At 68.9% G+C, this 18838-nt stretch carries 15 protein-coding genes; 3 read left to right on the top strand and 12 right to left on the bottom strand.

From position 1 onward, the window contains the following. Positions 1-75: 75 nt before the first annotated feature. Entirely contained in the window at positions 76-495 is a 420-nt protein-coding gene (locus MB1_RS19235) for a DoxX family protein (RefSeq protein ID WP_066911188.1), read from the top strand. Positions 496-536: 41 nt separating this feature from the next. On the opposite strand, the gene MB1_RS19230 is transcribed toward MB1_RS19235, so the two are convergent. Next, the gene (locus MB1_RS19230) at positions 537-1352 is read right to left on the bottom strand and encodes an HAD-IIA family hydrolase (protein WP_066911185.1); all 816 of its coding nucleotides are present in this window, start codon (positions 1350-1352) and stop codon (positions 537-539) included. 127 nt (positions 1353-1479) lie between these two features. Between MB1_RS19230 and MB1_RS19225 the strand changes: the two genes are divergently transcribed. Next, positions 1480-2352 (top strand): hypothetical protein, encoded by an 873-nt coding sequence (locus tag MB1_RS19225; RefSeq protein WP_066911182.1) that lies wholly within the window; start codon positions 1480-1482, stop codon positions 2350-2352. Here the strand turns inward: MB1_RS19225 and MB1_RS19220 are convergent. Further along, the gene (locus MB1_RS19220) at positions 2333-3673 is read right to left on the bottom strand and encodes a lipase family protein (RefSeq protein WP_066911378.1); all 1341 of its coding nucleotides are present in this window, start codon (positions 3671-3673) and stop codon (positions 2333-2335) included. The genes MB1_RS19225 and MB1_RS19220 overlap by 20 nt on opposite strands. Before the next feature lie 41 nt (positions 3674-3714). Next, entirely contained in the window at positions 3715-5085 is a 1371-nt protein-coding gene (locus MB1_RS26640) for a hypothetical protein (protein WP_245650265.1), read from the bottom strand. Positions 5086-5462: 377 nt separating this feature from the next. Here MB1_RS26640 and MB1_RS19210 point away from each other — a divergent pair, with 377 nt between their 5' ends. Then, complete coding sequence (locus tag MB1_RS19210; protein WP_066911179.1) at positions 5463-7460, top strand: OPT family oligopeptide transporter; 1998 nt, start codon at positions 5463-5465, stop codon at positions 7458-7460. A 177-nt stretch (positions 7461-7637) separates the two neighbouring features. Here the strand turns inward: MB1_RS19210 and MB1_RS19205 are convergent, their stop codons facing one another. From MB1_RS19205 to MB1_RS19165, 9 genes are all read right to left on the bottom strand, one after another. Continuing rightward, positions 7638-9503, bottom strand: coding sequence for an ABC transporter permease subunit (locus tag MB1_RS19205; RefSeq protein WP_066911177.1), 1866 nt, complete (start codon positions 9501-9503; stop codon positions 7638-7640). Beyond that, positions 9500-10669, bottom strand: coding sequence for a polyamine ABC transporter substrate-binding protein (locus MB1_RS19200; protein WP_066911174.1), 1170 nt, complete (start codon positions 10667-10669; stop codon positions 9500-9502). Before MB1_RS19200 ends, MB1_RS19205 begins: the two co-directional genes overlap by 4 nt. Beyond that, positions 10666-11778, bottom strand: coding sequence for an ABC transporter ATP-binding protein (locus tag MB1_RS19195; RefSeq protein ID WP_066911172.1), 1113 nt, complete (start codon positions 11776-11778; stop codon positions 10666-10668). Before MB1_RS19195 ends, MB1_RS19200 begins: the two co-directional genes overlap by 4 nt. Next, the gene (locus MB1_RS19190) at positions 11778-13436 is read right to left on the bottom strand and encodes an amidohydrolase (protein ID WP_245650264.1); all 1659 of its coding nucleotides are present in this window, start codon (positions 13434-13436) and stop codon (positions 11778-11780) included. The genes MB1_RS19195 and MB1_RS19190 overlap by 1 nt, the downstream gene beginning before the upstream one ends. 106 nt (positions 13437-13542) lie before the next feature. Beyond that, a complete protein-coding gene (locus MB1_RS19185) occupies positions 13543-15138 on the bottom strand; it encodes a SulP family inorganic anion transporter (RefSeq protein ID WP_066911169.1) in 1596 nt (531 codons plus the stop codon). Positions 15139-15144: 6 nt separating this feature from the next. Further along, positions 15145-15846, bottom strand: coding sequence for a cysteine hydrolase family protein (locus MB1_RS19180; protein ID WP_066911166.1), 702 nt, complete (start codon positions 15844-15846; stop codon positions 15145-15147). Between the two features lie 49 nt (positions 15847-15895). Beyond that, entirely contained in the window at positions 15896-17329 is a 1434-nt protein-coding gene (locus tag MB1_RS19175) for an allophanate hydrolase (RefSeq protein WP_066911163.1), read from the bottom strand. Positions 17330-17448: 119 nt separating this feature from the next. Beyond that, positions 17449-18123, bottom strand: a complete 675-nt coding sequence (locus MB1_RS19170; RefSeq protein ID WP_066911367.1) for a GntR family transcriptional regulator — start codon at positions 18121-18123, stop codon at positions 17449-17451. Positions 18124-18133: 10 nt separating this feature from the next. Next, positions 18134-18790, bottom strand: a complete 657-nt coding sequence (locus MB1_RS19165) for a TetR/AcrR family transcriptional regulator (protein WP_066911161.1) — start codon at positions 18788-18790, stop codon at positions 18134-18136. Positions 18791-18838: the final 48 nt, after the last annotated feature.

Below are 18838 nucleotides of genomic sequence, written 5' to 3'. Positions count from 1 at the left end.
TCGGCGGGCGCCGGGGGCACAATCGTCCTACCCGGGACGGCGACCGAGCCGTACCCGTCACCGGAAGGGCCATCGATGACCCCAGCCTTCGTCACCACGTCGGATTCCGTCCCCGCCCTCGGGAAGGACGGTGCCGGGCTCGCCGGAGTCTTCGCGACGTCCGGGGTCCTGCACCTGGTGCGCCCGCAGGTCTTCGAGTGGATCATCCCGTCGGCGTTGCCCGCGCATCGCACGCTGGTGTACGCCTCCGGGGTGGCCGAATTGGCCTGCGCGGCGGGCCTGCTGTACCCGCGCACCCGCACGGTCGCGGGACTGGCGAGCGCCGGGCTGCTCGTGGCGATCTTCCCGGCCAATATCCAGATGAGCGCGGACATCGGCAAGCGGGCGGCGCGCACCGGCACCGCGGGATGGCGGGCGGCCTTTGTCGGCACGGTCGCCCGGTTGCCGCTGCAGTGGCCGATGATCCGCACCGCGCTGCGCCTCGGCGGCCGATAGGCGCCGGATCCGAAGGCGCGGGATTCGATAGGCGCGCGGGCTTAGAGCCCGAGCGCCGCCGGCAGGTCGGCGATCGAGTCGATCACGTGATCGGGCTGTGCGGCCGCGGAATCCTCCGACCACCGTTCGAACGCCTCGGGCCGGAACTTGCCGGTCCGCACCAGGACGCCGGTCATGCCGACGCCCTGCGCCGCCAGCACGTCACCGTGCAGGTCGTCGCCGACCATCCACATCTCGCCCGGGTCGAGGCCGAGTTTGCCCGCCGCGACCAGAAATCCGGTCGGCGCGGGCTTGCCGACGGCCGTCGCGGTGCGGCCCGAGGTCTGCTCCATGCCGAGCAGGTACATGCCGGTGTCGATGCGCAGACCGTCCTTGGTCGCCCAGGTGGTGCTGCGGTGCATCGCGACCACCGGAACGCCCTGGTCCATCCAGTCGTAGACCCAACTGAGCACCAGGTGGGTGAAGTCGGGTCCGGCGCCGCCGAGCAGCACCACATCCGGCTTCTCCGGGGTGGAGGTACCGCTGTAGTAGCTCGGGTCCACCAGGTCGAGACCCGGCATGTCCTCGATGATCCAGCCGCTGTTGACCAGGAAACACCGCGCGCCAGGGTAGGTCTCGCGGATGTAGTCGGCGGCGAGCGACGCCGCGGTGACCACCTCCTCGGTCTGCACCGGCATCCCGAGTTCGGTCAGCTGCCCGGCGATCTGCCGGCGGGTACGCGAGGTCGTATTGGTCAGGAACGATCGCGGGATTCCGCTGTCGCCCAGAACTCGCAGCGCCGTCGCGGCTCCCGCGATCGGGCGCCACGAGGTCACCAACACGCCGTCGATGTCCAGAAGCACCCCGCTGATCGCCATCCTGCAAAGGTAGCCGGCCCACGCGTATCCGCAACTCAACTCGACGATGGAAGGGGGCGTCACGCAACGGCCGACCGGACCGGGAGGGCTCGGCGTATCGGGGCGCGCGCTGTGACAGGGTGGTCCAATGAGCGAACGCATTGCCGATTCGACCATCGTGGCCGTCCTCGATCGGGCGGTGGCCGGGATCAACCCGGTCCTCGACACGATCGCGTTGCGCGACCCCTTCGGATTCAAGGGCAGTACATTTCCGGTACCCGCTTCCGCCGAGGGCGCCGACCGATCCCGACTGCGCGCCGTGGCCACCGCCCTCCAGAAGGCGTTCGGGAAGGTACTCGACCTGATCGAGCTGCCCGGCACCAAGGGCTGGAGCAGGTTGTCGATCGACAAGCGGGCGTCCTGGTGGGTCAGCCGGATCGGCGCGCTCAATACGGTGGCGGTCGCCTTCCCCGGCATCTTCGGGATCTGGGCACGGCGGCTGCCGCTGACCGAGGTCCTCGGCTTGGCCAACCAGGCGATGGTGCTGGTGGCGGTCTCGCGGGAGCTCGGGGTCACCGATCGGGCCGCCCAGGTGCGGATGCTCTCGGAGTTGCTCTTCGACCGACCGATCGACGCGGCAACCGCCGGTGACACCGTCGCGATCGACGCCGCCGACACGGCCGCGACAGACACCGCCGCGATCGATCCCGCCGATGCGGTCGCGCACGACGATCCGGCCCCCGGCACCGGTGTGACGGCAACCGGTGCGGCGGATCCGGAGAAGCGATCGCGATCGCTGCTGCGCACCCTGTGGCGGACCGGGCAGAAGTTGCGTTCGCTCGACGACGAGCTCGGCCATCGCCCCCTGCCGAACGGATTCTTCCGCTTCGTCAGCAACTTTCCGGTGATCGGGGCGCCGGCGACCTATATCGGCGAGCGGCTCGCGCTCGGTCGGGCCGCCAAGCAGGCGCGTCGGTGGATCGCCGCGCACCCGGAGGTGGTCAGACCAGCCGCTGATTGAGCCAGTCGACGGTCTGCGCGCCGAACAGGTCGGTGCCCCACCCGTAGAGGTTGGTGAGCATCCGTTCGGTCGAGCAGTCCGAGGGGGCGTAGGTCACCGGGGTACCGCCGGCCTCCCATCGGGTGGCCAGATCGCGCGAATCCTGCGCCGGCACCAGCGACATCGGCGAATCATCCGCTCCACACGAGGAGATCAGCACCTCGGCCCGCGGCGCCGTTCGGCCGAGCAGGTTGTCGGCATAGGCGGCCTGAAAGTCCGGGATATCGGCTGGATTCGCCCCGTCGGCGAACAACAGACGCAAGGGGACGAAGGGCATCGCGAAGTACGCGGGGACCTGGCATTGGGTGCGGTACACGTCGGCGATCGCTCGGCCGGTCGGGGTGAGCTTGTCGTCGATCCGCATCTCGGGGTACCAGGGCTCGAGACCCAACAGATTGGCGAAGGCGAAGCCGGAGCCGATCGAGCCGTCCGCGACCCGCATGAACGAACGCTGGTCGACCACCATGCCTTCCAGTACGGCGCCGCGCACATCGAGCTCCGGCGCATAGTCCGGCTGGAGCTGGGCGGCGAACCCGGCGCCGACCCCGCCGCCGGCGATACCGAATAGGCCGACCGGGGTTCGCGGATTCAACCCGGCCGGTTCGAGCGCGAGCGCCGCGCGGGCCCCGTCGAGCATCGCCTTGCCGGCGAATTGACCGGCGAAGACGCCGTGCGGTTTCGGGCTGCCGTTGTTGCCGACATCGCTCATCATCACCGCATGGCCGGCGTTGAACATCAACGCGAGCGGGCTGAGGGCCGACCACGATCCGGCGTCCATCGGATCGGCGCCCGTCCAATAGGACGTCGGATGGCAGAAGGCGCCCAGGCTGTCGTTGGCCGCCTGGTACGCGACCAGGGAACGGTCGGCGTTGGAGCGTCCGTCCTGCGGGATCATCAGGATGCCGGTGCTGATCGTCGGGGAGTCGTCGACGCCGCGGGTGACGTACATCAGCCGATAGGCCTCGACGTTCGCGGGGCGAAAACCGCTGTACAACACCTGGACCCGCTCGCTGCGCAGGACCGTGCCGGGAGCCTCGGCGCCGGTGAGGGCGGGTTCGTCGTAGAACGGGTCGCCGGCGGGGTTGAGCCCGGCGATGATCTCGTCGATCGTCGCGACCCGGCCCTCGTGGAAGGTTGTGATCACGAAGCCGCTGAAGATCGCGCCGAGCGGCGGCGTCGCGAGGGGGACCGGGTTGGCCACCGCGCCGCCGTCGGCGACCGGGGCGTCGTCGGAGGTCGGTTGAGCCCCGGCCGGGGCGGCGACGATCGCGGGCGGGATCATCGCGACCGCCGCGGTGGCGGCCACCGCCGCGAGCAGGCGCTTCACGAGATCTCCACGCGGGTCCCGCGGGCCGCGGACTCGAGGATGGTCGGGATCGACATCAGCGGACGGTGCTCCTCGATGCGCACCTCGTACGGTTCGCGCAGTTGCGCTTCCAATGCCGGCCATTGCCCGTCGACCAGGGCGGTATAGCCGGGCAGAACCTGGCCGTCGATATACCGCCAGCGCTCGGGCAGGACCGACCAGTTCCAGTTCGGCAGCGGCACTGTCACGGTGGCGGCCCGTCCGTCGGGCGTCGTGCCGGTCAGCACGACGGGATCGAATTCGCGTGGTGGCAGGACACCCGACACCGAGGGTGATCCTGCCACAGTCGACAGGTAGGTCAGCGCCTGTCCGACGTCGCCCCGGTAGGTGCGCACCGCGTCCCACTGGGCGCCGATCACCACCCGCTGCTCCCGGTCGAGCAGGGCGGTATTGCCGCGGGCTATCCGGCCGGGGTCGCCGGAAGCGATGTCCCGCCAGGCCGCGAGGATGTCGTCGCCGATCAGGCCCGCATCCCGCATCTCCACCAGGCCGGGTAGGCCCGCGGTGACGTAGGCCTGATGCATCGGCATCAAGTCGCCGAAGATGTTCTTCTGCATCACCAGAATCATCCCGATCACCTGGTGAATGTCCTGCGGGGTGATCGACGTTCCGACCCGGGCGACGGCCGGCATTCCGGCGGGCAGGCGGTCGATCGCATCGGGGCCCAACGTGTCGACGACGGTGTCGACGATCGCCCGGACCGAGTCGGCCATGCCGGGCAGGGCGAAGATGTCGCCGCCCAGTTCGAGATCGAGCAGGCCGCCGCCGAAGTCGGCGCCGACGAGTCCCGCCAACCCCGCCCACTGCAGTTCCCGGTGCGCGAGCTGCAGATCCTCGTAGTAGCGGTAGGAACGGATCAGGTTGCCGCGGTTGGCCTGCGCCCCGGTGCGCGGATCCCACGCCGACAGATCGATGCCGGCGGCGTCGGTGGCGTCCAGCAACCAATATTGCTGCAGGAGGGCGGCATAGCGACTCGGCTGGACACCGGTCGCGCGGGCGGCGTCGAGGTCGGCGAGCACCGTCGAGTAGTCCTCCGGCAGCGCCGGATTCACCCCGCCCGGCCCCTGCGCGGCGTCCCGGTTGGTCAACGGCAGGTCCAGATACCGGTACCCGTCGGCGGCGGGCTGCGCGGACGCGAGGCCGCCGACCGGGAGGCCGGCCACCAATGCCGCCGTGAGGGCGGCGATCGCCGTCAGTCGGATATGCCGCAGCCGGCCGGCCGTGCGGCGTGCGCGCCGCCCGTGCCCGAGAATTCCCGGTCGCCGCTGCGCGCGCTCCCGTCCCCGGTCTCCCCGCCGTCGCCGGTCGTTGCCGCCCCGATGCACCACGGGCGCGACGGTCGCACAGAATGCGCGGCGCCGGGGACGGTTCGGCGGTTTCGTTACCTGATGGCCGCCCGGTTGCCGGCGCCACGCCGACGGTTCGGACCGCCCGGAAGGTACCGTGCGGCGGCGCGACCACCGTCCCCGAGGCCGCGCGCCTTCCGGGGCTCGACGGCGTGCGCGGCACGGTATCCGAGTGCTCTCCGAGCTATTTTCGAGCGACCGAAATTCGGTCAAATAGTGCAGAATGCACGCTTTATCGATGGGTTGCAGGGGAATTCTTTTCGCGCAGGACGTGGAAGCCTAGAGTTTTTCTGGTCGCCGGATGCATCGAAGCGCGGCAGCGATTCCGGATCTCGGCGGGTCGAAAGTGAGAGGTCGCAATGGCTCCAAACAAGACAACCACGTCCGGCGTTCGTGAACTCACCATCAGGGGATTGATCCTCGGTGGACTGATCACCCTGGTATTCACCGCCGCCAACGTCTACCTGGGTCTCAAAGTCGGACTCACCTTTGCCACGGCGATCCCGGCGGCGGTCATCTCGATGGCGATCCTGCGGTACTTCGCGAACCACTCCGTGGTGGAGAACAACATCGTGCAGACGGTCGCCTCGGCGGCAGGCACGTTGTCGGCCATCATCTTCGTGCTTCCCGGATTGGTGATGATCGGCTGGTGGCAGGGCTTTCCCTATTGGATCACCGCGGCGGTCTGCGCGATCGGCGGCATCCTCGGCGTCATGTACTCCATCCCGCTGCGGCGCGCCCTGGTCACCGGATCGGACCTGCCGTATCCGGAAGGCGTGGCCGCGGCCGAGGTCCTCAAGGTCGGTGACACCACCCGCGGAGCGGACGAGAACCGGCGCGGCCTGCGGGTGATCGTCACCGGTGGCCTGGTCGCCGCCGGCTTCTCGCTGCTGGCCGAACTGAAGGTCATCGGCAGTTCGTTGTCGGGGGCGTTGCGGATCGGTTCGGGTGGAACGATGTTCGGCGCGAGCCTGTCGCTGGCCCTGATCGGTGTCGGCCACCTGGTCGGCATCACCGTCGGCATCGCGATGTTGGTGGGCCTGGTGATCTCGTACGGCATCCTGCTGCCGATCCGCACCGCCGGGAACCTTCCGGCGGGGGAGCCGCTGCTGCAGTCGGTCGGTGCGATCTTCTCGGGCGATGTCCGCATCATCGGTGCCGGCGCGATCGCCGTTGCGGCGCTGTGGACGCTGATCAAGATCATCGGACCGGTCGTGCGGGGGATCCGCGCGGCCCTGGTGTCCACCCGGGCCCGGCGGGAGGGGGAATCCGTCGCGTTGACCGAGCGGGATATCCCGATCAACATCGTCGCCGGTGTGATCGTGGTGCTGCTGGTCCCGATCGGTCTGCTGCTCTGGGATTTCGCCAATCAGACCGCCATCCACGGCAACTCGACGGAACTGATCGCGGTCAGCGTGATCTTCGTCTTCCTGGTCGGCCTGCTCGTCGCGTCGGTCTGCGGGTACATGGCCGGTTTGATCGGCTCGTCGAACAGCCCGATATCCGGTGTCGGCATCCTGGTGGTGATCGTCGCCGCCCTGCTGATCAAGTTCACCTTCGGCAGCGCCAACGAGGACCAGTCCCTCGCGCTGGTGGCGTACACGCTGTTCACCGCGGCGGTCGTCTTCGGCGTCGCGACGATCTCGAACGACAATCTGCAGGACCTCAAGACCGGCCAACTCGTCGGTGCCACCCCGTGGAAGCAGCAGGTGGCGTTGGTGATCGGCGTGCTCTTCGGCGCCGCGATCATCCCGCCGGTCCTGGGCCTGATGCAGTCGGCGTTCGGCTTCGCCGGAGCGCCCGGCGCCGGCCCGGACGCGCTGGCCGCCCCGCAGGCCGCGCTGCTGTCCACCCTCGCCACCGGCGTCCTCGGCGGCTCGCTCGACTGGGGGCTGCTCGGTCTCGGCGCGCTGATCGGTGCGGTGATCGTCGCGATCGACGAGGTCCTCGCCCGCACGGGCCGACTCCGACTGCCGCCCTTGGCCGTCGGTATGGGTATGTATCTGCCGATGGCGTTGACACTGATCATCCCGATCGGCGCCCTGCTCGGCCGGTTCTACGACCGCTGGGCGGAGAGCTCCGGCGGCAATGTCGAGAGCAAGAAGCGCCTCGGCATCCTGCTCGCGACCGGTCTGATCGTCGGGGAGAGCCTCTTCGGTGTGCTCTTCGCCGGCATCGTCGCCGCCAGCGGCAGCGAGTCTCCGCTGGCGATCGTCGGCGACGGGTTCGCCACGCCCGCCAAGTTCCTCGGTCTGATCGTCTTCGTGGTGGCCGTCGGTTGGCTGTACATGCGCACCCGGGCGGCCGCCGCCGCGCCCGTCGCGGCCGACGACCCGGCCGACCGGCCCGCCGACTGAACCGGGGAGCCCGGGTTGGCGAGCAACGATCGGTGAGAGCGCGACGCCGAGGACATTATCCCCTCGGCGTCCCGCTCACGAAGATTCTCGACCACCCCACCCGGCGCAACCCGGGCCGAACAGCGAAGCGGCCGAGCGGAAATCTCCGCTCGGCCGCTTCGGCTGTGCAGGGAGGGATCAGCCGATCATCTTGGTCAGCGACTGGCCGCTGCGCCGCAGGATCAGCGCGACGACACCGATGATCGCCAGGGTCAGGATCAGCATCAACGTCGAGATCGCCGCCACCTCGGGGCGCAGCGCGATGCGGACCGACGAGAAGATGTACACCGGCCACGGCGTATAGCCGGGCTGCTGCACGAAACTCGAGATCACCACGTCGTCGAGGCTGAAGGTGAAGGCCAACAGGCCGCCCGCGATCAGGCCGGGCGTCGCCGCCGGCAGGATCACGTGCCGCAAGCGGGCCAGCGGCTTGGCGTACAGGTCACTGGCCGCCTCGTTCAGCGCCGGGTCGAGGCCGGCGACGCGGGCGCGCACCACGAAGGTGACCACCACGAGTGCGATCGCGGTATGCGCGATCACCAGTCGGACCAGGCCGATATTGAGCGGGGCGATGCCCGCGTCGACACCGAGGGTGACGAACCACGGCAGCATGGCGATGGCGCTGGCGATATCGGGTGTCACCAGGGTGATCGTCAGGATGGCGGTCAGGCCGACACCCCACCACGCCGACTTCTTCGTCAGGCCCAGCCCGATACCGGCCAGGCCGCCGATCACGGTCGCCAGCAGCGCCGAGAGCACCGCCACCTGCAGGGACACCGTGACCGCCCGCAGGATCACCGCATTGTCGAGCGCGCGGGTATAGGCGTCGAAGCCGAACCCGTCCCAGGCGGCGAGCACATTGCCGGTGTTGAAGGAGTAGGCCACGATCACGAAGATCGGCATGAACAGGAACAGGTAGATCGCGACCGCCCACACGTTCTGGATGATCGTGAGCCAGTCGATCCGGGTGCGCGAGGGGCGCAGGCTGGTCGGCGGCAGCGACGGCAGCCGGCCGATCACCGTGTCCGCCGCCGGTAGCGGAACATCGGTGATCGACTTGGCGATAGCCGCGAGCAGCAGCTTGATCACCACCGCCACCACCAACAGGCACAGGATGACGAAGGCCATCAGCACGACGGTCATCGCGGAGCCGAGCGCCCAGTTCTGCGCGGTGTTGAACTGGCTGGCGATCAGCTGGCCGGCCATCGCGCCCTGGGCGCCGCCGAGCACCTGCGGGGTGACGTAGTCGCCCATCAGCGGGATGAACACCAACAGACAGCCCGACACGATGCCCGGCGCCGCCAGCGGCAGGGTGATGCGGAAGAAGGTGGTGATGCGCCCGGCACCGAGGTCGCGGCTGGCCTCCCGCAATGACAGACCGGCGCGGTCCATCGCGACGTAGACCGGCAGGATCATCAGCGGCAGATAGTTGTAGACCACACCGATCTGCACCGCCGCGCGGGTGTAGAGGATGTCGAGCGGGTCGCCGCCGAAGGCCTCGATGATCTTGGACATCCAGCCGGTGGGCGCCAGGGTGATCTGCCACCCGATCGTGCGGACCAGGAAGTTGGTCCAGAACGGGATCATCAACAGCGCCAACATGATCGGCCGATACTTCGCCGGCGCCTTGACCGCGATCCAGTAGGCGAATGGCACACCGATCAGCAGCGCGAGGATCGTGCCGGTCAGCGCGATGCCGAAGGTATTGGTGAAGATCGAGCGGTATTGGCTGCCGAGCGCCTCGCCGTAGCGGTCGAGGCTGAGCTGGTCGGTGGCATAGGTGGTGAACTGGTCCGGCTTGTAGCCGAGGCTGTACCACAGGATCAGCGAGACCGGGATGACGAAGAAGAACAGCAGGTAGGCCCACGCCGGGAAGGTCAGACCGCCCGGACCGAAGAGTCGCTGCCGCAACGGTGCGGGCGGCGGGGCCTCGCCGGTCGGCGACGGGTCGGCGGCAGCGGCCGGCGGTGGACCGGACGGGGGCGGGGCGATCGTGGTGGTCACTGGGCGCTCCTGGCTTGCATCTCGTTGAGGATCTCGGTGCGCGTCTGGGTGGCGTCGTCGATCTCCGCCGAGGTCAGGCGATTGAGGACCTCCTCCGGCGGGAAGAGAATGTCGGCGAACGGCAGATCGTCCGCGCGCCCGCGCTCCTCGAGCCCGGCGACGCCGGTCTGGTACCCGATATAGGTCATCTCGTTGTAGGACGTCTCGACGTCGAGCATCGCGTTCATGAAGGCGTGCGCCGCCCCGGGATGCTGGGTACCACGCACCAGTGCGAAGTGGTCGACCCACAGGTTCGCCGTCGGCGCCGGGAAGACGAATCGCCACTTGTCGGGGTCGTCTTCGTTCTCCAGGGCGACCCGCGCGTCACCGTTCCACGCCTGCAGCAGGGTGAAGCCGCCGCCGGCGACCACGGTGGTGATGTTGGAGTTGTATCCCCGGACCGTGCCCGCGAGGTCGTTGACCAGCAACGAGCGCATCTGCTCGAGCTCATTGGGGTCGTTGGTGTTCATGTCGAAACCCAGGGCGCCCGAGGCGATGCTGCACACCTCGGCCGGGTCGCCGAGGATGCTGACCCGACCGTTGGCCGGGCCGGTGGCCGCCGAGACGAAGTCGCCCCAGGAGTTGAGTTCCTGTGGCAGCGCGGTGACGTCGTAGAGATAGCCGGTGGTGCCCCAGGACTTGCACACCGCGTACCGGTTGCCCGGGTCCCATTCGGTGTCGGTGAACTGCGGCATCAGATTGGACAGGTTGGGGATGCGCGACAGATCGAGCGGTTCGAGCAGATTGTGCTGGATCATCTGCGGCAGAAAGATCCCCGTGGGGACGACGACGTCGTATCCCGAGGTGCCGCGGGCGGCGGCGAGCTTGGCGATCATCTCCTCGTTCGACGCGTAGGCGTCGATCTGCATCGTGAAGCCGTACTCCTCCTGGATGGCCTCCAGGTTTTCCGGGTTCTCGTAATCGCCCCAGCTGTAATAGTTCAGCCGGTCCTCGATCGTGTCGGTCAGCGGTGCCGACGGGGCGATCTCGCGGCTGCCGCCGCAGGCGCTGACCGCGGCGCCGCCGGCGACGACGGCCATGCCGGCAAGGAAGCCGCGGCGGGTCAGGCGGGGGACCGAGGCGCGGGGCGCGAGAATTCGCGCACGTCCGGAGGGGTGAACTGTCATTTCGCGTACACCACCGTGTCTTCCGCAGCGAACGTGCAGGTGATCGTGTCGTCCTCGGCCAGCGCGGGGAAGTTGCGTGCCGCGCCGCGCATGAGCAGTTCGGTACCGCCGGTGGTGGTCACGACCACCTGGATGACGTCGCCGAGGAAGGAGACTCCCGAGATCGTCCCGGTGATCGAGTTCTCCCGGCCGCCGGTCTCGCCGTCCACGGCGATCCAGATCGATTCCGGGCGAACGGCGACCACCGCGTCGTCCAGGGTCTCGGGTACCGGCTCCGAGGTGGTGAAGTCGCCGTCGGCGGTGGTGACGGTGGTACCGGAACCGCTGGTGACGGGGAAGAAGTTCTGCTTGCCGATGAAGCTCGCGACGAAGCGGTTGACCGGCTTGGCGTAGATCGAACTGCCGTCACCGATCTGGGCGATCGCACCCTCGCTCATCACCACGATGCGGTCGCTCATCGACAGCGCCTCCTCCTGATCGTGGGTGACGAACACGAAGGTGGTGCCCAATTCGCGCTGCAGCAGCTTCAATTCGATCTGCATGTCCTCGCGCAGCTTGCGGTCGAGCGCCGACATCGGCTCGTCGAGCAGCAGCACGTCGGGACGGTTGGCCAGCGCCCGCGCCAGCGCGACACGCTGCTGCTGGCCGCCGGAGAGCATCGCTGGGCGGCGCTGGGCGAAGCGCTCCATCTGCACCATCTTCAGCGCCTCGACCACCCGCTCGCCCGCCTCCTGCTTCGGCACCTTCCGTTGACGCAGACCGAAGGCGACGTTCTGCGCGACGGTCATATGCGGGAACAGCGCGTACGACTGGAAGACGGTGTTGATCGGCCGACGCTCCGGCGGCACGTCGATGATCGAGGTGCCGTCGAGCAGGATGTCGCCCTCGGTGGGACGCTCGAATCCGGCCAGCATGCGCAGCAGCGTCGTCTTGCCGCAGCCGGACGGCCCGAGCAGCGAGACGAATTCACCCGCCTCGATGCTCAGGTTGATGCCGGAGACCGCCCGCACCGAGTCGTACGCCTTGGCGACGCCTACCAGGGTGATGGCACCTTTCGGTGCCCCGGCGGCGGGGGTCTCGACCGATGCGGTCGACGTGTCGGCGGTCATTATCGGGTCCTTTCGTGGACGACGCGTCCCTCGGCGACCGTCAGGTCCGTCCGAACGTCGTACAGGTCCTTGGGTTCGAGCAGGAAGGGATCACGGTCGGCGACGGCGAAGTCCGCGGACGATCCGATCCGCAGCAGTCCGCCGTTGCGGCGCCGGTTGAGCACCGCCGAGCCGTGCGTATAGGCGGTCAGGCAGCTCCGCAGCGTCAATGCCTCGGAGCCGACCAGGGGAGCCGTGGTCGCCGGGTCGAGTCCGGGTTCCACGCGGTTGACCGCGACCGAGATCGCCGCCCACGGATCGGGTGACGACACGGGCCAATCGCTGCCCATCGCGAGATCGGCGCCGGCGGCCTCGATCGACGCGAAGGGGTAGTGCCAGCCCATGCGCTCCGGGCCGACGATCGGCGCGACCAACTCGGTGAGCTGGTCCTCGACACAGGCCCACAACGCCTGCATATTGGCCGTGACCCCGAGTCGCGCGAAACGGGGAAGATCGGCCGGACGAACGAACTGCAGGTGCGCGATGTGGTGGCGGCCGGGGGTGATGCCGTTGACCCGGCGCGCGGTGGTGACCGCGTCGAGAGCCGCGGTGACGGCGGCGTCGCCGATCGCGTGGAAGTGTACGTCGAGTCCGGCGCCGTCGCAGGCGACGACCGCGGCGCGCAGGATCTCGTCGTCGAAATAGCCCAGCCCGTACTCCGGTGCGCAGGAACAGGATCCGACGTACGGTTCGCCCATCAGGGCGGTGCGATTCTCGACGACGCCGTCGACCATGATCTTGACCGAGCGGGCGCTCCAGCGCGGTCCGTCGGCCGCCCGGGCGGCGGCGACGAATCCCGCGACCACCTCGGGGACCGCGGCGAGGGTGGTCGGCCGGGGCAACCAGGACGCGCCGACGACCGTCGCGGTCAGCTCCCCGCTCGCCTCGGCGCTGCGGTAGGCGGCGGCCAGATCGGTCATGCCGGGGTAGTCGCCGACGATCGCCTCCTGCCAGCCGGTGATCCCGAAGCCGTGCAGGTAGCTCTGTGCGGTGCGCAGACCGGCGAGCGCCTCGTCGAAGGTCGTCGGCGGGACCAGCCGGGAGACCAGATCCATCGCGCCCTCGTGCAGCGTGCCGACCGCGACGCCCGCGGCGTCCCGTTCGATCCGGCCGTCGATCGGATCGGGGGTCTGTGCGTCGATACCGGCGAGCGTCAGGGCGGCGGTGTTGACCCACGCACCGTGGTGGTCGCGGTTGAGCAGGAAGGCCGGTCGATCCGGGAGGATCGTGTCGAGCTCGGCGGCGGTCGGACAGCCGCCGGGGAAATCCGCCATCGACCAGCCGGACCCGACGATCCACGGCCGGTCGGAGGTGCGGGCGTAGGCGGCGATCGCGGCGAGCGTCTCGGCGCGGCCGTCGACGTCGCTGACATCGCAGCCATTGCGGTCGACCCCGGCGCTGAGCGCGTGGATATGGGCATCGGTGAAACCCGGGTGCAGCAGCCGTCCGTGAAGGTCGAGGCGTTCGGCCGCGGGACCGACGGTCTCCCGGACGTCGTCCGCGGTACCGATATCGGCGATGTGCCCGTCGACGACGCCGATCCAGGTGCCCTCGGGGAGTACCTGCCGGCCGTCGAAGACGGGCCCACCGCCGATCATCACATCGGTCAGCAGCGACACGCTTCCTCCTCGCTCTCGGACGGATTTGGCGCCAATATCCGCCAATCGTGACCGATTCCGTCGAAAAGCGCGCGAGAAGCCGCTGATTTCTTACATCACCGCAACATCAGTGTTCGAGGGGAGCCTCGTCGTCCTCCGGTGCCGGAGCCGGTGCGTCCGACGACGGCAGCACGTGGAAAATCAGACATACCACACCGAAGAAGGCGTAGCCCAGGGCAACTCCGGGCGCGGCCGCCCAACCGACCTCGTGCGCGTGGATCAGTCCGATGAACGCCAGGGCGGCACCGGCGAAGCTCGCGATCGCCGCGGGAACGAATCGGCGATCGAGAATGAAACTGACCATTGTGCCCAGGACGATGCCGGCCAGAACGGCTCCCGATCCGAGCGTCTTGAGCCCGTCGTAGACGACGCCGGCGTTCCCGAAGGCCTCCGAGCCGACTTCGGCCGCGGTGGTCCCCGCGGCGCTCAGGGCGTTGTCGATCAACCCCGATGCCCACTCCGCCAGGTTCGGTATGATCGCCGCGACCACCGCGACCGCCTGGATCCGCGGGACCGCCTGGAAGGCCTGGGCGCCGATCAGCAGGCCGATGTACAGCAGGATCGGCACGATCGCCGGGGTCGGCAGAATCGTCGCCAACACCCCGAAAAGGCCGAGGAAACACATCAACCCGATGACGAGACCGCCGGCGACCGAGTAGCCCGTGCGGCCGCCCGCTTCCTTCCATCCGGGGTGACCGATGTAGACCGCAGGCGGGAAGGGCGAACCGAAGGCCGAACCGACCACGGCGCCGGCGCCGTCCGCGAGCAGCACGCTGCGCAGGTTGTAGTTGTCGCCGGCCGCCGCGGCGCTCTCCACGTTGCTCATCGCCTCGGTGAAGTTGTAGACGCCCAGCGGAATCGCGGTGGCCAACAGCGGGGCGAGGTCCCGCAGGCCCTCCATCAGCAGATCCAGTCGCAGATCCGGGATGCCGAGCGCGATATTGCCGACCGCCTCGGTGACGTCGGGGACCGACATATATCCGCCGATCCAGCCGATCGCGGTACCGACCAGCAGCGCGGCGAGGCCGATCGGAATGCCGCCCGGCAGACGGAAACCGGTGAAGAAGCCGATGACGATGATCGCCAGCACCGGCAGGCCGATCCAGGCCGCCTCCCAGATCTGCGCGGCGGGCCGCATCGAGATGAAGGTCAGCGAGATACCGGCCAGCGTGCCGAGCATCGCGGCGCGCGGGGTGACCTTGCGGACGTACGGTCCGACGAAGGCGCCGATCATCACGATGATGCCGATCAGGAATGCCCAGGCCAGACCCGCGGACCAGGCGCGGGTCGCGTCACCGGTATTCAGGTAGATCGGCAACATGACGACGAAGACCACGATGAACATATGCGGCACGGAAGGCCCGTACGGCAGCGCGGTGACGTCGGCGCGTCCCTCGCGGGCGGCGAGGCGCCGCGCGAGCACCATGTAGTACAGATTGCCCAGGACCAGCGCCACGCCGAGCGCCGGGAGCACCGTGCCGAGCACGTCGTCGGCGGGCACGCCCACCACGACGATCATCAGCGTGGTCAGGGTCAGCACGTTGACCAGGATGTTGAAACCGAGGCCGAAGAAGGCGTTGGTGTCGCCGCGGGTCCACCACGGCAACGGTTTCGGTGGCGCGGAGTCGTCGGATGTCGAGTCGGCGGTGATATCGGTGGACATGGGTTCCTACCCTGCGATCGAAGCGTTGGGGGAGACGGGTGCGGCGAGTTGGTCGATGACCGCCTCGCTGTCGGCGACCCAGCCGAAGATGCCGCCCTGGGCGGAGACCATCTCCAGGCCGACGCGCTGGAATTCCGGGAAATACGAACCGACACAGTCGCTGACGACGAGGCACTCGTAGCCGCGGTCGTTGGCCTCGCGGGTCGTGGTGTGCACGCAGACCTCGGTGGTCACGCCGGTGACGATCAGGCTGGTGATCCCGCGCGCGACCAACTCGTCACCGAAGGTGGTGCCGTAGAAGGCGCCCTTGCCCGGCTTGTCGATCACCACCTCACCCTCGGCCGGGGTGAGCTCGTCGATGATGTCGTGCCCGTACTCGCCGCGGATCAGGATGCGGCCGAAGGCGCCCGGATCGCCGATGCGCTGGGAAGGCTTGCCGCGCCGCAGTTTCGACGGCGGACAGTCGGACAGGTCCGGCAGGTGGCCCTCGCGGGTGTGGATCACCGTCATCCCGGTCTCGCGGGCGGCGGCCAGCAGCCGCTGCAACGGGGGGACCGCCGTCTGCAGGAGGCTGACGTCGTTGCCGAGGCTCGAGCCGAAACCGCCGGGCAGCAGGAAGTCGCGTTGCATGTCGATGATGACCAGAGCGGTGTGCTCCGGATCGAAGGTGAACGGCGCGGGTAACGCGTCGATGGTCAGTGACGTCATCGGGAGGGGCCCTCTCGGGAGCAGCGGTATCGGATGATCGGGCGGGACGTCAGTTGCTGCGCTGCGCGCTGTCGGCCGCTGTGGACGGGTTGGCGGGGGTGGACGTGGTTGTGGTGTCGGCGACGAAATCGCGTGGCTCGTCGAGCAATCGGGCGGCGATCTCGAGGATGCGGCCGTCGGACAGGGCCGGGCCGATGATCATCGCGGCCGCCGGGCGACCGTCGTCGGTCACGCCGGTGGGGACCGACACGGCCGCCAGATCGAGCAGGTTGCCGAAGTGGGTGTAGTGCCCGAGAACGGTATTGGTGGCGATCGGATCCGCGAGGACCTCGTCGACGGTGAAGGTGGTGCCGATCGTCGGCAGGACCAGCACGTCGAAGGTGCGCCACAGCCGGTCGACCTCGGCCTTGAGCGACTGCAGGCGCTGCAGGGCGCGGAAGGCGTCGACGGCGGTGTATTTACGGCCGCCCTTGAAGATCTCGCGTACCACCGGGACGATCTCGTCGGGATGCTCGGTCAGGAAGTCGTCGAACTCGACCAGACGTTCGGCGACCCACGGTCCCTGGTACAGCAATTCGCCTGCGGCCAGGAACGGTTCGAGTGGGGCGGAGGTCGTGGGGAAGCCCAGCGCCGAGATGCGCGAGCGGGCGAAGATATGCGCCTGCCGCATCGCGGTGTCCCCGAAGAAGTCCAGCTTGTCGATCGCGGGCAGCCCGATGCGCAGGGTCTCACCGGCGTAGTGCGGTCCGGCGTCGCGGCTCCAGGCGTCGCCGTCGTCGCGACCCATCGTGATCGCCGCGACCCGGTCGATATCGTCGACGCGGCCGGCGGTGATCGCGATGCAGTCGAGCGACCGGCAGGCCGGGACGAGACCGACGGTGCTGATCAGCCCGCGCGAGGGCTTGTAGCCGACGACACCGTTGAGGGCGGCGGGTACCCGGCCGGAGCCGGCGGTATCGGTCGAGACGCAGAACGGCACCTCGCCGAGCGCGACCGCGACGGCGGAGCCGGTACTCGATCCGCCGGGGATCAGATTCTGCCCGTAGACATTCCGGGCGATCGGATGCGGGGTGCGGGTGCCGTTGAGGCCGGTGGCGAACTGGTCGAGGCTGACCTTGCCCACGTAGAGGGCCCCGGCGTCGAGCAGCGCCTGCACCACCGGTGCGGTCTGTTCGGCGACGTAGCCGTAGCCCGGGCAGGACAGCGTGGTCGGATCCCCCGCGACGTCGATCGAGTCCTTGACCCCGAATGGGACCCCGTAGAGCGGGAGCATGCGGGCGTCCGGGCGTTCCTCGATTTCTTGTGCCGCGGCGAGCAATTCGTCGCGGGACCGCACGGTGATCCAGACGCCGTCGGCACCGCGGGCGGCGATCGCGTCGGCGACCCGGGCGGCGGTGGACGTCGGCGAGCCCGATCCGTGCAGATGCGAGTCGAGGATGTCGACGATCGAGGGGCCGAGGGTGGGGCCGGATGCAGGAGCCATTCATGAATTGTCGACAGTCGACTGTATGCAATGGTTACGCTGCTGTGACGGGCTGTCAGCGGCGTGTAACGACTTCCGCAAAACGGGCCGGAGCGGACGGCGCGGACGGTTTTCGAGCGTCAGACGGTGGCGTCGAGGTGCAGATACGTCAGCTCGCCGTGTGCCTCGATCGCCTTGATCGCGATCTCGGCATCGTTGGTCTCGAGCGCGTGGATCAGCTGTTCGTGGCGGCGCAGACCGTCGATGGGGTCGGCGAGGCGGGCTTCCTCGCGGATATTGCGGGCCATCGGCAGCTGCAACTTCATCAGCAGCGGGGTGTAGATCAGGTCTAGCTGGGTACTGCCCGCGAGGCGCACGATCTGCTCGTGGAAGGCGCGGTGCGCGTCGTCCTTGGCGACCTCGTTGCCGGCGGTATTGGCGATCCGCATGTCCTCGAAGGCGCTGCGGACGCCGGCGAGCGGATCGCAACCGGGCTCGGGGGTCAACGGCAGGGCGGTCTGCATCGCGAAGATCTCGAGGGTCCGGCGCAGGTCGAACAGTTCGCGGATGTCCTTGGACGACCACACCGTCACTCGGAAACCGCGGCGCGGCAGATGCTCGACCAGGCCCTGCTGGGCCAACAGGCGCAGGGCCTCGCGCAACGGCGCGCGGCTGATCCCCAATTGGGCGCAGAGGGTTTCCTCGATGATCCGCTCGCCGGGACGCAATTCGCCGCTCAGCACGCTGCGCCGCAGCCTGCCGGTCGCGACTTGTACGAGGCTGGGCGGCAATTCGGAGTGTGCCGCCGGAGTCATATCCGCCATCTTACGGGTCGGTCGGTGCGGGTCGGTCCGGTGTGAGCGCCTCCGCCGTCTCGACGGGGGCGCTCGGAGCCGGCGGGCAACCGAGATCGGCCAGGTCGGATTCGAGCGCCGCCCGGGCCTCGGCGGCCGGCAGATCGCCGGAGAGCACGCGCAGCGCGTAGCCGTCGGCGGTGGCCAGCAGGCGCATCGCCACTCGCCCCGAGTTGTCGCCGGCGGGGATCGTTCCGGATGCGCGGGCGCGGTCGATCAGTTCCGCCGCCCGATCGACGACGCCGAGATGGGTGCGCTGGATCTGTTCGCGGATCACCGGATCGGTGATGCCGTAGGCGCGGTAGGCGGTCCACAGGATGGTGCCGGCGGTGAAGGTCGGGGTGGTCGGGATGGTGCGCAGGACCAGCGTGCGCAGGGTCTCGGCCGGATCGGCGTCGACGATCGACTCCTCGAAGCGCTCCGCGCCGCCCTCGATCAGCAGGTCGCAGCCGTGTCGCAGCAGGTCGTCGCGATCGGCGAAGTAGTGCTGGATGCGACCGACGGACACCCCGGCGGCCGCGGCGACCCGGCGCAGGCTGACCGCCTGGATGCCGCCGGTCAGGATCACCTCCCAGACGCCGTGGATGATCTCGCGGCGGCGCTGCGCGTGGTCGACGATCCGGGGCACCCATGAAGGATGCCATACGGTTGCATTGCAACCGATGCGGTGCGATCG

Source organism: Millisia brevis NBRC 105863 (assembly GCF_001552615.1).
In the GTDB taxonomy this organism is placed as follows: domain Bacteria; phylum Actinomycetota; class Actinomycetes; order Mycobacteriales; family Mycobacteriaceae; genus Millisia; species Millisia brevis.
The sequence above is the reverse complement of the archived record's forward strand: the minus strand, read 5'-3'. Positions and strand labels throughout refer to the sequence as shown.